Source organism: Oceanococcus sp. HetDA_MAG_MS8 (genome assembly GCA_019192445.1).
In the GTDB taxonomy this organism is placed as follows: Bacteria; Pseudomonadota; Gammaproteobacteria; order Nevskiales; family Oceanococcaceae; genus MS8.
The window spans coordinates 1-14,232 of the sequence record JAHCMK010000012.1 but is presented as its reverse complement, the minus strand read 5'-3'; the positions used below and the strand labels follow the sequence as shown (position 1 = coordinate 14,232).

14 protein-coding genes are annotated in these 14,232 nt (G+C 57.4%); all 14 read left to right on the top strand.

What is annotated here, in order from left to right; genetic code table 11:
- The first annotated feature begins 12 nt into the window (after nucleotides 1–12).
- Nucleotides 13–756 carry a flagellar basal body rod protein FlgF gene (locus tag KI787_14975; GenBank protein ID MBV6631258.1) on the top strand — a complete coding sequence of 248 codons (744 nt, stop codon included), beginning with the start codon at nucleotides 13–15 and terminating at the stop codon, nucleotides 754–756.
- Between the two features lie 16 nt (nucleotides 757–772).
- Nucleotides 773–1,558 carry a flagellar basal-body rod protein FlgG gene (gene flgG, locus KI787_14970; protein MBV6631257.1) on the top strand — a complete coding sequence of 262 codons (786 nt, stop codon included), beginning with the start codon at nucleotides 773–775 and terminating at the stop codon, nucleotides 1,556–1,558.
- Nucleotides 1,539–2,237: a flagellar basal body L-ring protein FlgH gene (gene flgH, locus KI787_14965; protein MBV6631256.1), complete on the top strand. Its 699-nt coding sequence runs from the start codon at nucleotides 1,539–1,541 to the stop codon at nucleotides 2,235–2,237. The genes flgG and flgH overlap by 20 nt, the downstream gene beginning before the upstream one ends.
- 11 nt (nucleotides 2,238–2,248) lie before the next feature.
- Nucleotides 2,249–3,352 (top strand): flagellar basal body P-ring protein FlgI, encoded by a 1,104-nt coding sequence (locus KI787_14960; GenBank protein MBV6631255.1) that lies wholly within the window; start codon nucleotides 2,249–2,251, stop codon nucleotides 3,350–3,352.
- A 46-nt stretch (nucleotides 3,353–3,398) separates the two neighbouring features.
- Nucleotides 3,399–4,331 carry a flagellar assembly peptidoglycan hydrolase FlgJ gene (gene flgJ, locus KI787_14955; GenBank protein ID MBV6631254.1) on the top strand — a complete coding sequence of 311 codons (933 nt, stop codon included), beginning with the start codon at nucleotides 3,399–3,401 and terminating at the stop codon, nucleotides 4,329–4,331.
- Nucleotides 4,315–5,910 carry a hypothetical protein gene (locus KI787_14950; protein ID MBV6631253.1) on the top strand — a complete coding sequence of 532 codons (1,596 nt, stop codon included), beginning with the start codon at nucleotides 4,315–4,317 and terminating at the stop codon, nucleotides 5,908–5,910. The genes flgJ and KI787_14950 overlap by 17 nt, the downstream gene beginning before the upstream one ends.
- Before the next feature lie 12 nt (nucleotides 5,911–5,922).
- A complete protein-coding gene (locus KI787_14945; protein MBV6631252.1) occupies nucleotides 5,923–6,849 on the top strand; it encodes a hypothetical protein in 927 nt (308 codons plus the stop codon).
- A gap of 288 nt (nucleotides 6,850–7,137) precedes the next feature.
- Nucleotides 7,138–8,292 carry a flagellin gene (locus KI787_14940; GenBank protein MBV6631251.1) on the top strand — a complete coding sequence of 385 codons (1,155 nt, stop codon included), beginning with the start codon at nucleotides 7,138–7,140 and terminating at the stop codon, nucleotides 8,290–8,292.
- 288 nt (nucleotides 8,293–8,580) lie between these two features.
- Nucleotides 8,581–9,735 (top strand): flagellin, encoded by a 1,155-nt coding sequence (locus KI787_14935; GenBank protein ID MBV6631250.1) that lies wholly within the window; start codon nucleotides 8,581–8,583, stop codon nucleotides 9,733–9,735.
- Between the two features lie 68 nt (nucleotides 9,736–9,803).
- Nucleotides 9,804–10,154, top strand: a complete 351-nt coding sequence (locus KI787_14930) for a flagellar protein FlaG (GenBank protein ID MBV6631249.1) — start codon at nucleotides 9,804–9,806, stop codon at nucleotides 10,152–10,154.
- A gap of 13 nt (nucleotides 10,155–10,167) precedes the next feature.
- On the top strand, nucleotides 10,168–11,520 hold the full coding sequence (fliD, locus tag KI787_14925; GenBank protein MBV6631248.1) for a flagellar filament capping protein FliD: 1,353 nt from the start codon (nucleotides 10,168–10,170) through the stop codon (nucleotides 11,518–11,520).
- Nucleotides 11,521–12,101: 581 nt separating this feature from the next.
- Complete coding sequence (locus tag KI787_14920; GenBank protein ID MBV6631247.1) at nucleotides 12,102–12,518, top strand: flagellar protein FliS; 417 nt, start codon at nucleotides 12,102–12,104, stop codon at nucleotides 12,516–12,518.
- Between the two features lie 9 nt (nucleotides 12,519–12,527).
- Complete coding sequence (locus KI787_14915; protein ID MBV6631246.1) at nucleotides 12,528–13,112, top strand: PilZ domain-containing protein; 585 nt, start codon at nucleotides 12,528–12,530, stop codon at nucleotides 13,110–13,112.
- Between the two features lie 99 nt (nucleotides 13,113–13,211).
- Nucleotides 13,212–14,232 (top strand): hypothetical protein (locus KI787_14910; protein ID MBV6631245.1); only part of this gene is annotated, 1,021 nt, incomplete at its 3' end.

Below are 14,232 nucleotides of genomic sequence, written 5' to 3'. Positions count from 1 at the left end.
GAGTAGCCTGCGATGGACCGTCTCCTCTACGTCGCCATGAACGGTGCTAGCCGAGCCCTGCAAGCGCAGGGCAAGGTGAGCCATAACTTGGCGAATGCGAATACGCCCGGCTTTAAGGCAGCACTGAACCAGACCGAGGCCACCAATGTGGATGGGCCCGGCTGGCAAAGCCGGGTCCATGCCAGTGCAGCAGAGGGGGGTTACGACGCCCTGCCTGGCGCTGTTAAAACCACCGGTCGAAGTCTGGATATCGCCTTGCAGCCAGGGACCTGGCTAGCGGTAGAGGCTGCCGATGGCAGCACGGCCTATACCCGTGCCGGCAACCTACAAATCGACGTGAATGGGCGCTTGCAAACCGCCTCGGGAAACGCGGTGCTCGGCGGTGGTGGAGCGATTGGTGTGCCCCCTGCAGAGTCCATCAGTATCGGCCGCGATGGCACTTTCTCGATTATTCCCTTGGGCGTTGGCGGCGGCGTTAATGCGGAGATTGATCGCATTCGGGTGGTGCAGGAACCCGATGCCGGGATGCTTCGTGGCACGGACGGCTTGTTTCGACCACGCGATACCGAGCAGGAATTAGCGCCAGCGGGCGACGACGCCATTCTCAGTGGAGCCCTGGAGCAGTCCAATGTGAATCCGGCCTCTGCACTGGTTTCCATGATTGAGCAGCAGCGCCGCTTTGAAACCCAGATTCAACTGATGAAGAAGGCGGATGAACACGCGCAGCGCACCGCCGAACTCCTGCGGATGCGCTAAGTGAGAGGAGAGAAGGATGAATAACTCGTTATGGGTGGCCAAAACTGGGCTAGATGCACAGCAAACACGCATGAGCGTCATTGCCAATAACCTAGCCAATGTGAACACCACCGGCTTTAAAAAAAGCAATGCTGTCTTCGAAGATCTGATCTATCAGAACCTGCGTCAAGCTGGGGGACAAACCTCGCAGCAAACGCGCTCTGCAACAGGTTTGGAAATTGGCACGGGCTCGCGCCTCGTGGCCACCGAACGTGACTTCACCCAAGGCACACTATCGCAAACCGACAATGCGCTAGATGTGGCCATCAACGGTCGCGGATTCTTGCAAATTCTGCTGCCGGATGGGACCCAGGCCTACACCCGCGACGGCTCTTTGCAACTTGATGCTGAGGGTAATTTGGTCACTGCCGGCGGCTATGCCGTGTTACCGGGCATCAATGTGCCCATCGAAGCGCAGTCATTAATTATTGGCCAGGACGGCGTGGTGTCTGTGCAAACGCCCGGCGCGGCCGCTCCTCAGGAGGTTGGCAACCTCACCTTGGCCGATTTTGTGAACCCAGGCGGTTTGGCGGCGCGGGGTGAAAACCTGCTTTTGGAAACCGCAGCCAGTGGGCCTGCACAGATTGGCGCTCCTGGCGCCAATGGCTTGGGCACAGTGCGACAGGGCGCCTTGGAGAGCTCCAATGTGAATGTGGTGGAGGAGCTGGTGGACATGATTGAGACCCAGCGTGCCTATGAGCTGAACTCTAAAGCCATCGAAACCAGCGACCAGATGTTGTCCTATGTCAACAACAACCTCTGATAACTCAAAGCCGGATCGGGGCATCTGGCTGCCGGTCCTATACCTGGGCACCTTATGGCTCTTCGGTGGTTGCGCCAGTACGCGTCAACCTGAGCCTGAACCCCTTCCGGAACCGGTCTACCCGGTGCAGCAGCCCATTGCCAATGGCTCTTTATTTAACCCAAACCGGGGCTCGGGTCTGTTTTCCGATCAACGCGCACGCAATGTGGGTGATGTGCTCACCATTTTGTTGGAAGAGCAGACGACAGCGCGTAAATCAGCCTCTACCTCTACCGGGAAGTCGCAGAGCGTGAGTTTGTCGGCGCCGAACCTTTTTGGCCGCGTTCCTACTACCGATGGCCTCAGTGCCGAAGTGAGCGGCGAGCGTGAATTTGAAGGGAGCGGAAACAGTCAGCAGAGTAATCAGCTACAAGGCGAGCTATCGGTACGCGTGATAAAGGTGCTACCTGGTGGAACGCTTTCGGTGGCTGGTGAGAAGCGTCTGCGCTTGAATCAGGGCACCGAATATTTACGCCTCACTGGCTTGGTTCGGCCCCAAGATATTGCAGCGAACAACACCGTGCCTTCATCGCGGGTCGCCGATGCCCATATTGATTACTCCGGTCGTGGCGCGGTGGCTGATGCCAACGCCCAGGGTTGGTTAGCGCGCTTTTTCTCCTCTCCACTCTGGCCTTTTTAGGAGCCTTAGTCATGTGGCGAATTGCATCATTGTTGGTTCTGGCAGCTTTGCTGGTCGTAGGACCCGCCCAAGCCGAACGAATCAAGGATTTAGCCTCCGTAGCAGGAGTTCGCTCTAACGCCCTCGTGGGTTACGGCTTGGTGGTGGGCTTAGATGGATCGGGGGACCGCACCAATCAGACACCATTCACAAACCAAAGCCTGACCAGCATGTTGCAAGAGCTGGGAGTGACCTTGCCGCAGGGCTTGAATCTGCAGCTTAATAACATTGCAGCGGTGGCGCTTCATGCCGAGCTCCCAGCCTTCGCCAAGCCCGGCCAAAAGATTGACGTCACGGTGTCTTCCTTCGGTAATGCGCGTAGTCTGCGTGGTGGCAGTTTGCTGATGTCGCCACTGCGCGGGGCCGACGGCGAGATTTACGCCTTGGCCCAGGGCAGCTTGGTGGTTGGCGGCTTCGGCGTTGAGGGGCGCGACGGATCACGCGTGTCTTTGAATGTGCCGTCCACCGGCCGTATTCCTAACGGCGCTATGGTGGAAAAATCCCCGCCCAACGCACTGATGCAAGATGACATGGTGCACCTGAACCTGCACCAGGGCGACTTCCGCACTTCGCAGCGCATTGTGCGCGCCATTAACAATACCTTGGGGCCTGGTCTGGCCAGTGCGGTGGACGCTGTTACGGTGGCGGTGTCTGGGCCCAAAAGCGCCGATCAAATGGTGGCCTTCATTGCGGCCCTGGAAGATATTGAAGTTGCGCCAGGGCAGGGACCCGCGCGGGTTGTGGTCAATTCTCGCACGGGTACCGTGGTGATTGGTCAGAGCGTGAAGGTATACCCCGCAGCGGTGACGCATGGCTCTTTGTCTGTGACCATCCGCGAACGCTTTGATGTGGATCAGCCCAATGCCTTGGGCCAGGGTCAAACCGTGGTAACTCCGCGCACCGATATTGCGGTGGAGGAGGGCGATGGCCGCATGTTCGTGCTTGAAGGCGGCACGACATTGGATTCCATCGTGCGCGCGGTCAATAGCGTAGGAGCGGCTCCTGGGGATCTCGTCGCTATTTTGGAAGCGCTCAAGCAGGCCGGCGCATTACGCGCCGAATTGGTTGTGATCTGACCCCGCTAAATTATGCATATCGATCGTTATTCACAGCGCGGCGGCAATGAAGCTTGAGGCCAGTCATGCTGGGTTAGCCCTTAAGTCGGCTAGCAACCCCGCAGCGCTGGCAAAGCCTACGGAGCCAGTGGCCGACATCGCTCGAGAGTTTGAAGCCCTCTTTATCAAAACTTTATTAGACGAGGCCTTACCGGAGGATTTTGCCGGCATGGGTGGTAGTGGTCAGGCCGAACAAGTTCGTGGATTGTGGGTACGCGAGTTGGCGGATAGTTTGGCGGCTGGTCGGGGCCTGGGGGTGGCGCAGATGCTTCAACCGGCTTTGTCCCAGGCCACAGGAGCATCGTCCTCTAAGGCCGAGTTCGGTCTGAATCAGGACCTGCGGCGTGAGCAAGTGGGCCTTCAGCCACCTATGCGGGCAGCCTTGAATGTCACCACAACGATGGCGCTAGCCGAATACACGCAGCAGAGTGATGCTGCTATTGGGTCGCCCCAAGATTTTGTACAGAAGTTGCACCCCATCATTGCTCCGGCTGCCCATGCTTTGGGGGTGTCTCCTCGTATCTTGCTGGCTCAAGCCGCGCTAGAGACGGGGTGGGGGCAGCACATGCCAACGCAACAACCTGGCCAGAGCAGCCATAACCTCTTCGGTGTCAAAAGCCATGACCGTTGGGCTGGAGCCTCCGTCCAGGCCACAACTCAGGAGTATGAGAACGGGCAGATGCGCAGCGAACAGGCCGAATTTCGTGGTTATCAAAGCTTCGCGGAGGCCGTGGCCGATTATGTGCATTTCGTGCGTGCGCAGCCCCGGTATGCCCAAGCATTGGAGCATGGTGGCTCTGATCGCGCCTACATTGAGGGCTTGGCCAAGGCCGGCTACGCCACAGATCCAGATTACGCGGCACGCGTATTGCAAGTTGCAGATTCTCCATGGCTCGCAGATTTGAGCCGGAAGGAATCTGCCGATGACGCAACTCTTTGATATCGGTCGGTCGGCACTGTCGACCTACCAAGCGGCGCTGACCACAGTCAGTCGTAACGTCGCCAATGCGAATGCTCCGGGGTATGCCCGGCAATCTGTGAATATAGGCCAACTCGCTGGTGGCTCTGGCGTTGATGTTGTGTCTTTGACGCGTGATGCCGACAATTCGGCGCTGAGTGCTGCCCGCGAGGCAACCGCCCAGCGGGCGCAAATTGAAGTTCGCGCCACCACGCTGAGCCGACTAGACACGCAAGTGTCGGATCCGGCCACAAACTTGGCCACACCGCTGCAGGATTTACAACAGTCGCTGAGTGCGTTGACCATCCAGCCAACGGATATCCCCACCCGCCAGTCCGTTCTGGCGGCTTTGGAGCAGTTCTCCTCCCGTGTCGCCGGGCTCGATGCGACCTTTGCGGCGGAAGAACAAGACAACATCCGCAGTTTGCAAACTCAGGTTCAGTTAGCCCAAGACCAGCTTGATCAATTGGCCGTTGTACAAGGGCAGCTCGATACTGGCGGCGCTCTGGATGCTGGCCGGGCCACACTGCTAGATCAACGTGATGTGTTGCTGCAGGATCTCTCCCAGACCCTGGGCATTGAAGCACAGGTGGGTCGGAACGATAGCTTGCAACTGGGCTTGGCCAATGGCCAGCCTTTGCTCCAAGCCGGGCAGCCCGTGGACTTTGGCTTGGCACGTGACGAGTCTGGACAACTGCAGCTGACGGTGGACGGCGTGGTGCAGCCTCCACGTGTGGTGGGCGGCGAAATCCGTGGCTACTTAGACCTACTGCAAAACGATCTTCCTGCCGCGCGTGACAGCTTGGGTCAGCTTGCCGCCGGTGTCGCCATCACGCTGAATGACTTTCAGGCTGCTGGTGTTGGCTTGGATGGTAACCCAGGCCCTGCCTTGTTTAGCGTTCCCGAGGCTGTGGTTACCGACGGAGCGGCGAACACCGGTACGGCAGTGTTCAGCGCAAGTATTGATGATGTCAGCCAGATTCCTGCACAACGCTTTGAACTCAGCTTCGACGCTGGTTCCTATAGTGCCCGTGATGCTGACGGCAACGCATTGACGGTAAGCGGTACCGGCAGTATTGCGGACCCGCTACTGGTCTCAGGTATTGCTCTGAGCTTGGCGGGTACGCCCGCCAATGGAGATCGATTTGTGATCCAGCCTGCTGCTGCGTCCAGTATCGAAAGTCTGAATGTAGACGCGCAGGATCTGTCGGTTGCGGCGGCGGGGAGTCCAGCCAATAGCGGTGATAACACCAATCTACTGGCGTTGCAGCAAAACATTTCCGGCCCACTTCTCAACGGTGGCCAGGATGATGTGGGCACGGCCACTAACTTGTGGATTGCGCGCACTGGCCAGTCTGCAGCCAGTGCGAATCTAAGCTTGGATAGCAGCCGGGCAGCCGAGAACTTCGCCTTGGATCGCCGAGATTCTATCCAAGGCGTGAACTTGGACGAAGAGGCTGCCGATTTACTCCGCTACGAGCAGGCCTATCAGGCCGCAGCGCAGGTTATTGCCACTGCCGGTTCGCTATTCGACACTATTTTGTCTGCGGTTCGCCGCTAGGAGGTCATCTCAATGACCATGCGTATCACCAGCAACATGATCCAACGCCAGGTTCTTGGTGCCTTGCAGCGGGGTGGTGAAGCGCAGTTCGGGGCGCAAAAAGCGCTTTCCTCCGGACTACGCTTTGAGCACGCCAGAGAAGACCCACGCGCCGCCGCAACCGTGCTTGCTCAACAAACTCGTCTGTCTGAGTTGCAGGGACAACTGCAAGGGGCAGATGTCATTGAGTCACGCCTGGCCAATGCAGAATCCCGGTTGGGAGGTTTGACTGATGTGCTGCAGGCTTTCAGAGAGACCTTGGTTCAAGGCCAGAATGCGACACTTAATGCGGAAGATCGAGCAATCCTGGCGGCGGAGTTGCGTGGCCTGTCCGAAACCTATGTTGGCCTAGCCAATAGCCGCGACGTGGAAGGTCGGCCTTTATTCTCCGGTACCGGCGATGCTTTGCCTTTTGCGGGTGCGCCGGGGAGCTATGTACTGAATCCGCCATTGGCCCCGGCACAGGTTCAGCTCGGATCAGCCGGCGTGTTTAACCTGAACGTTGATGCCCAAGCTCTTTTTGTCGATGCAGCTGGAACCACAGATATGGCTGCAGTATTTGAAAGCCTGGCCGTGGAAGTTGAAGCGAACCCCACTGACGATGTCGGGCGGGCGGCTAGGCGAGATGCCTTGGACCAGGGCATCCTCGAGATAGACGCAGCCATCGATAAAGTCGTGGGACTGCGTAGCCGCCTAGGGAACGATCTGAATCGCTTGGATTCTTTCCGTGACAGTGCGAGTTTGCGTCAGATCGAGCTGCAGTCGGACATTAGCCGCCTTCAAGATGCAGATGTCGCCGAGGAGGCCACACGCCTTGCGCAGGAAAGTGCCAGCCTTGAAGCCGCGCGCGCGGTGTTCCAGCGCTTGAGCCAGCAGAGCCTCTTTAACTATTTGCGCTGACGCTGAAGGCGGGGGCAAGCATGGCCCCGTGCGGTACTGGGACTATCGGCAGGGTGCTACTGCCTGACGGCTACGCTATTAATGATGCGCCCGCTGTGCGCTCTTCTCCCAGATAACTCCTCTCCCAGATAACGCCCGAGGAATCGGCTTCGCCAAAGAACCGTTGTTGGCATAAAAAAGTGCTCAAACGGGCTTAAGTTTTGCTGAGCGAGGTCGATAACTAAGGGGAACGCAGCGAATGCTCCGACATGACACTGCGATACCTCATTCGTTCATTCCAAGGTGGGAATCGTGCAAGTTATCAATACCAACATCAGTGCCCTCCAGGTACAAAAAGATCTTTCTAAGACTGCCGCAAGTTTGGCGACGTCCATTGAAAGGCTGTCGACTGGTTTGCGTATTAACAGCGCCAAAGATGATGCGGCCGGGCTTGCTATTGCCACCCGTTTCACAACCCAAATTCGCGGCGAAACTCAAGCCATTCGTAATGCAAACGATGGCATCTCCCTGGCCCAAACGGCTGAGGGCGCCTTAGATGAAGTCACCAATAACTTGCAGCGGATTCGCGAGTTGGCCGTGCAGTCCTCTAACGCGACGAATTCCAATTCCGATCGCTTGGCCCTGCAGCAAGAAGTGAGTCAGCTGCTCTCGGAGATCAATAGCATTGCCGACAAGACCTCCTTCAACGGTGTAAAGCTACTCGACGGCTCTTTTAGCGGTGCCATCTTCCAAATTGGTGATGACGCAGGCGAGGGCCTCACGGTATCGAGTATTGCGGATGCCAACACAGCAGCCTTGGGCTCGGTGTCGACCAATAACGACGCTGGATTGACGGTGGCCGCATCCACGCTGACAAACTTTGGCACAGCCATCGCCGCCGGGGGCGTCACCATTAACGGTGTGGATATTGGGGCAATCAGCGCCGCAGGAAGCACAGCCGAACGTGCGGGCCAGCTTGTGGATGCGATTAATGAGGTGTCCCAGCAAACGGGTGTGGGTGCCAGCTACGACCCTGCAACGGGGGACTTGACCCTCAACTCGGATACCACTGTGACGGTGGCAGGAACACTCGATGACGCGACACTGTCCGGTTTTGCTAATGCGGCTATCGGGAGTGCAACCACGCAAACCGGTATAGACACATTAACGGTTGCCAACTATGCCGGCGCGCAAACGGCGATGGGATTGATTGATTCGGCGCTTGAGACAATCAATAACACCCGCGCCAACTTAGGCGCTGTTCAGTCCCGCTTTGAGTCCACGATATCCAGTCTGCAGTCCAGCGTGGAGAACTTAAGTGCCGCCCGCTCAAGAATTCAGGACGCCGATTTTGCAGCCGAGACGGCTGAGCTCACCCGCACTCAGATTCTGCAGCAGGCCGGCGTGTCGATGCTGGCGCAGGCGAACGCGGCCCCGCAAAGCGTGCTGAGCTTACTGCAATAAGTTTGGCGGCGGCTGCACCAGCTGCCGCGACTCGTCTTAAAACGGCTTTCAGGCTTTCCTGAGAGCCGTTTTTCTATGCAGCTTTGTCGCGTGGTTCAGGGTGAAGAAGGGAGGCTCTGAAGGACGATGAGCGTGGCAGGTGTCTTGCATCCTGCCAGAGGTAAGACGCAGAAAAATTTTCTTACAAATAGGCCCTCAAGTTTTCCTAATGGTGGCCGATAACCAATACGGAACCTGAAGGACCAAGCTTTCCGACAGTGTTTCCAGGACCATCCATCCCGAGGAAAAATCATGCAAGTTATTAATACCAACGTCAGTTCGCTGCAAGTGCAGCGAAATCTGTCGCAAACCTCGAGCAGCCTGGCGACCTCCATTGAGCGTCTGTCCACAGGTTTGCGAATCAATAGCGCAAAGGACGATGCTGCCGGTTTGGCGATCTCCACGCGTTTCACCACCCAAATCCAGGGCCAAAATCAGGCTATCCGGAATGCCAACGACGGTATTTCTCTGGCTCAAACAGCTGAAGGTGCACTCGACGAAGTGACCAACAACCTGCAGCGGATTCGGGAACTCGCCGTGCAGTCCTCCAATGCCACCAACTCCAGTTCAGACCGTACGGCTCTGCAACAGGAAGTGGGTCAGCTGCTCTCGGAAATTAACCGGGTTGCCGACGCTACAACCTTCAACGGTGTGAATCTGCTCGATGGCTCCTTTACCGGAGCGATCTTCCAGATTGGCGCTAATGCGGGTGAGAACATCACCGTTTCGTCCATTACGGATGTGAATACGGCGGCTCTGGGAAGCGTGTCCACCAACAACGATGCTGGCTTGACGGTTGCTGCTTCAACGCTGACCAACTTTGGCACGGCCATCGCTGCCGGGGGCGTCACCATTAACGGTGTGGATATTGGGGCAATCAGCGCCGCAGGAAGCACCGCTGAGCGTGCCGGTCAGCTTGTAGACGCCATCAATGAGGTGTCTCAGCAAACGGGTGTGGGTGCTAGCTATGACGCTGCCACCGGCGACCTGACCTTGAACTCCGACACCACGGTGACGGTAGCAGGGACGCTGGATGACGCCACGCTCTCGGGTTTTGCCAACGCTGCCATTGGCTCGGCGACCACTCAAACAGGTATAGACACGCTCACCGTGGCCAACTATGCCGGGGCCCAAACCGCGCTCGGTTTGATCGACTCCGCTCTGGATACGATCAACAGCACACGCGCAACCTTGGGCGCTGTTCAGTCTCGCTTCGAGTCCACGGTTGCGAACCTGCAGTCCAGTGTTGAGAACCTGAGCGCTTCGCGTTCACGGATTCAGGATGCTGACTTTGCTGCAGAAACGGCCGAGCTTACTCGGACGCAGATCCTGCAACAGGCTGGTACGGCCATGTTGGCTCAGGCCAATGCGGCTCCACAGAGCGTGCTTAGCCTACTGGGCTAAGTGGGTCGCCACCACGCAATGGATGACCTCGGCCCTTGGGCCGAGGTCCTTTTGGCGAGGAGGGTAATATGGAAATCAACAACGTTTCGAATGTGGTGCAGAACGCTTCAGCAAATGCTGAGGCGGTTCAACGTATGCGACCTGTGCCACCGGTACAGCCGCCAGCTCGCGTCGATAATGATGGGCTGAGTGGTTCAAACACGCGTTCCGGAAGCGCTCAGGCGATGCCGCAAACAGCGATGAGTAGTGGCGATCTGGAGTTTCGCCTGGATGAAGGCACCGACCGCATGGTGGTCTCAATCTTTGATAACCAGGGCGAATTGGTGCGGCAAATCCCTGCAGAAGTCGTTCTGCGGCTCGCAGAGCGTATTGACCAAATCCTGACTGAGAGGAGTTTCGGCCTGGATAGGGAAGCCTAAGGAGGCTGATCACATGAGCGGAACTATCAGTTCAGCGGGCATCGGCTCTGGCCTGGACGTCAACGGTTTAGTCACGCAGCTGGTCGCAGCCGAGCGCGCCCCCGCGGCTGCTCGAATCTCTCGCCAAGAGTCCACAACGCGAACGGAGATCTCCGCATTTGGGCAGCTTCGCAGCAGCTTGGCGAACTTCCAAACCGCGCTGACAACGGCGGGTAGCCTAGAAACCACTGAGGCTAGAAGCTTTAGTCTGAGCCAGGAAGATTTCCTGGATCTTAGCGTTGAGCCAGACGCTGCCTTGGGTAGCTACGACATTATTGTGGAGCGTTTGGCGACGAGTGGTCGCTCGGCGAATCAAACCCCGGTCGACCCCAGCGCAGCGGTGGGCACGGGTACGCTCGATCTCAACCTCGGCAGCGATAGCTTTAGCATTAGCATCGCTGATGCTAATGCGGACCTGTTTGATCTCCGCGACGCTATTAATGACGCGGTGGACAATCCTGGCCTTAGAGCGACCATCATTAATGTGGATGGCGGTTCTGTTCTGTCTTTAAGCTCTTCGCGGACCGGAAACCAAAGCGATATTACGCTCAGCGGTACGGGCGACCTAGGCACATTCGCTGCTGATATTGCCCAGACCACCTCTGGTTTGGATTCGCAAATTCGCATTGATGGTTTATTGAAAACCAGTGATAGCAATGCGATCAGCGACGCGATTGAGGGGGTGACGCTGAATCTGCTCCAAGCAGACCTGGGGCAAACCACCACAATCACCGTTTCCAGAGACGATAGCGTTCTGCGTGAAAGCCTGACCGAGTTCGTCGATGCCTACAACAGCTTTGCGAATACTGCCGACAGCTTGGGCGGTTTTAACGAAGCGGCAGGCCGAGCAGGGGCTTTGAACGGTAACTCCTTATTGCGCTCAGTCGAGTCACAACTACGTAATGCCATCACAGGCGATTACGGGGGCTTTAGGGCTTCGGAATTTGGTTTGCGCTTCGATAGTCAGGGAAAGCTGCAGTTAGATGCCGAGGCCCTGGACACAGCCTTAGCGAGTCGTCGCGATGACTTGCAAAGCTGGTGGTCCAGTGAAGCCGGTCTTGTGGCTGGCGTCGGCGATTTGATCGACACCCAGCTCGATGATGACTCTAGCTTGAGCAGTCGTGAAGAGTCTTTGCAAAACCGTCTTGATGCTTTGTCTGAGCGGCGGGATCGTTTGGACTTGCGTATGGCCCGCGTGGAGACGCGCTTGTTCCGTCAATTTGGTGCATTGGATGCGAATTTGGCGCAGCTGCAGTTCACCAGCAATGCCCTGGCGCAGCAGCTAGCGAGTCTGCCCCAGATCAACTCCGGTCAGAACGGCAGCTAAGACAAAGCTGGCGACTCTGAGTGTGCGGCGCGTCGCTAGTGCGGTTGAAGATGAGCTATTGGGCTATGCGCGAGCCGGTCTACTGCCGGGCCCCAGCTCTGCTTCGATTTCAGACTTTGCAGCTCCGCATGCGTGGCTTGCAACAGCACCCTAAGCAGTTTCAACGGATCTTTCGATGGATTGTGACGGGATGCCTAGGCTGCGTCACTCCATGCTCGGCTAGTTCCTGGCGGATCCTCATCCTTTCTTCGTCATGTAGCGACGCCCCCAGGGTGCGCTTCCTGTAGGCCCCTGGTGGATGGTTCACCGAAGCTACAGCTGCTCGCACTCGCATTGGGTGCGGCCTTAGCAAACTTTCCGCGTTTCTAGCGTGGCCAGGCCAGCATTACTCCAACCGTCGATGCCTGCGTTAGTGGGTATGTGGCTCCCAAACCACGGTAGGGATCGCCCCAAAAAAGACGGTAGGCGGACGGATCTCCAGCTTTGGTTGGATGGCGAGTTCACAAAAAAAGTGACTCAGAGGCCTTAAGTAATCCAGAGTGTGGCCGATACATATAGGGAACCCATTTGGTCAATGTCTCATGTATCCCAGCCAGTCAAATCCCTCCCATGCTTTGAACTCTTACCAAAATGTGGGTGTACAAACGGCCTCGCCCGCACGGCTTGTGTGCTTGCTATATGGAACCTTTGACGCACGTCTAGCAGCATTAGAAGAGCTGGCGCAAACCGGCGCACCGCTCACGGCGACTATGCTCAACCGCCCTTTGGAGGTGCTGACTGAGCTAGAGCACAGCTTGGATATGGAGCAAGGGCAGAGTATCGCGGCAAACCTATTTAACCTCTATCGCTACATGCGTGAGCGCCTGCAAAGCCGCGAGAATGTCCTAGAAAATGTGCGTGAAGTACGGCGGCTACTGGCACCGCTGCAGGCTGCCTGGAATGAGCTGGCGTCGGCACCGCAGCCACAAGCAGCTGCATTCAGCGCGCAGCTGGCGTAAATTGCGGGCATGCGCCCGTATTACATAGACCACCGTCCCTTGGGGTGGCGCTCACAGCAAAATGGTATCCATCGCGATGCCATTTTGCGCGTGCTGCAGTCGGTACAGACCTTGGAAACCCATGACTCAGCGCGAGACACGACCGAGGCTCCCAGCGCCGAGTTGCAAGCGATTCACAATCGTTTGGACTTGCTGGTAACGATGGTGAGTCAACTCTGTGCTCATCAAATGGGTGCTCAGCGGCCCCAGGCGCAGCCACTCTTATTCCATAGCGACGGAATTTTGTGGCCAGCGGGCACCCTAGAGGCCGGCAGAGGTCAGCTGGAACTGTATTTGCATGATGTTCTGCCCGAGCCTTTAAGACTCGACGCTCAACTGACAATCATTCCCGATGAGGAGGCAGGGCAGTCAGATGTGGCGGAGTTGGCCGAGGTTTTCCGCGAAGCCTACCCTCATGTGGGCGCACTGGCCGCGGTGAGCTGGGACATCGATGACCCTGAGGTACGCGACGCCATTACCCGTCAGGTTTTCCGTCATCACCGCCGCAGTCTAGCCCGTCGGCAGTCCACAAACACCGCCCCGCCAAGCTCTTGACGTTTCAATGACGCCCGCTCCGTAGAGTGGTCAACAAGCCGCCGACGTCTTTCTGACGCCCGGTAGCTCCAATAACACGTTGGCTTCGGAGAGAGAGCGATGCGTCCCAATATTACCGTGACAATGGGCCAGCAACTGGGGATGACCCAGCAGCTGGCTCAGTCCATACGGCTTTTGCAATTGTCATCCCTGGAGCTGTCCGCTGAACTGCGCCAGGCCCTTGACGAGAACCCGCTGCTAGAAGCTGAGGACGAGGCCACGGTGTCCGCTGTTGAAGATTACAGCGAAGGTGTAGACCAGGATTTCTCGGGGCCGAGTTCAAGCCTGAGAAAAGACGACTTCGAAGGCAATGATGATTACGCCGACCATTTAGTGGCCCAGCAGGATGTGCATATGCGCATTCTTGAACAGGCCATGCTCATTTTTGACGATGAAGCCGAGCGTAATCTCGCGTGCGAAATTTGTGCCGCCACCGACGATGCTGGCTATTTAATGGAGGATTTAGACGCCGTTCTCCAGCGTGCGGATACCGGTGACATGGACCGGAGGCAGGCCGAAGACGTGCTGCAACGCATACAACGGCTAGAGCCCGTAGCCTATGCAGCCCGCTCTCTTAAAGAATGCCTGAGTGTTCAGTTAGAAGAGTTGGCGCAGGACTCCAAGGCGTCGGCGCTAGTGCTTGCTCAGCGCATTGTGAATCACCATTTAGACGATGTAGCTGCCCATCGCTGGACGGCCTTGTCCTCTCAGCTGGCAACCACCGTCGACGAAGTACTCCACGCTGTCGGTGTGATCCGGGGCCTAGATGCCAAGCCGGCTGCAACCCGCATGCAAACCCAATACATCACGCCGGATGTTCGCGTGGAGCGCAGTGCAACGGGATGGTCGGTGCGTCTGAATGACTCCGCTATTCCGCGCTTGCGGGTGAACCCCATGTATGCCCGCGCTGTGGAGAGTGATAAGTCGGCGAAGGCTTTGCGTACCCAGTTGCAAGAGGCGCGCTGGCTACTGCGTAGCGTGCAAGTCCGCCAAAACACATTGCTCGCCGCCACCGAAGCCATTTTCAAGCGCCAGGCGGCCTTTTTAAGCCGTGGCGAAGTGGGGCTGTCGCCACTGACGC

Excerpts from the sequence above, each read along its gene's own strand:
- KI787_14920 (MBV6631247.1), top strand. The coding sequence starts at position 12,102 with ATGTATCCCAGCCAGTCAAATCCCTCCCATGCTTTGAACTCTTACCAA.
- KI787_14960 (MBV6631255.1), top strand. The coding sequence starts at position 2,249 with ATGTGGCGAATTGCATCATTGTTGGTTCTGGCAGCTTTGCTGGTCGTA.
- KI787_14950 (MBV6631253.1), top strand. The coding sequence starts at position 4,315 with ATGACGCAACTCTTTGATATCGGTCGGTCGGCACTGTCGACCTACCAA.
- fliD (MBV6631248.1), top strand. The coding sequence starts at position 10,168 with ATGAGCGGAACTATCAGTTCAGCGGGCATCGGCTCTGGCCTGGACGTC.
- flgJ (MBV6631254.1), top strand. The coding sequence starts at position 3,399 with ATGAAGCTTGAGGCCAGTCATGCTGGGTTAGCCCTTAAGTCGGCTAGC.
- KI787_14915 (MBV6631246.1), top strand. The coding sequence starts at position 12,528 with ATGCGCCCGTATTACATAGACCACCGTCCCTTGGGGTGGCGCTCACAG.
- KI787_14975 (MBV6631258.1), top strand. The coding sequence starts at position 13 with ATGGACCGTCTCCTCTACGTCGCCATGAACGGTGCTAGCCGAGCCCTG.
- KI787_14945 (MBV6631252.1), top strand. The coding sequence starts at position 5,923 with ATGACCATGCGTATCACCAGCAACATGATCCAACGCCAGGTTCTTGGT.
- KI787_14930 (MBV6631249.1), top strand. The coding sequence starts at position 9,804 with ATGGAAATCAACAACGTTTCGAATGTGGTGCAGAACGCTTCAGCAAAT.
- flgH (MBV6631256.1), top strand. The coding sequence starts at position 1,539 with ATGTCAACAACAACCTCTGATAACTCAAAGCCGGATCGGGGCATCTGG.
- flgG (MBV6631257.1), top strand. The coding sequence starts at position 773 with ATGAATAACTCGTTATGGGTGGCCAAAACTGGGCTAGATGCACAGCAA.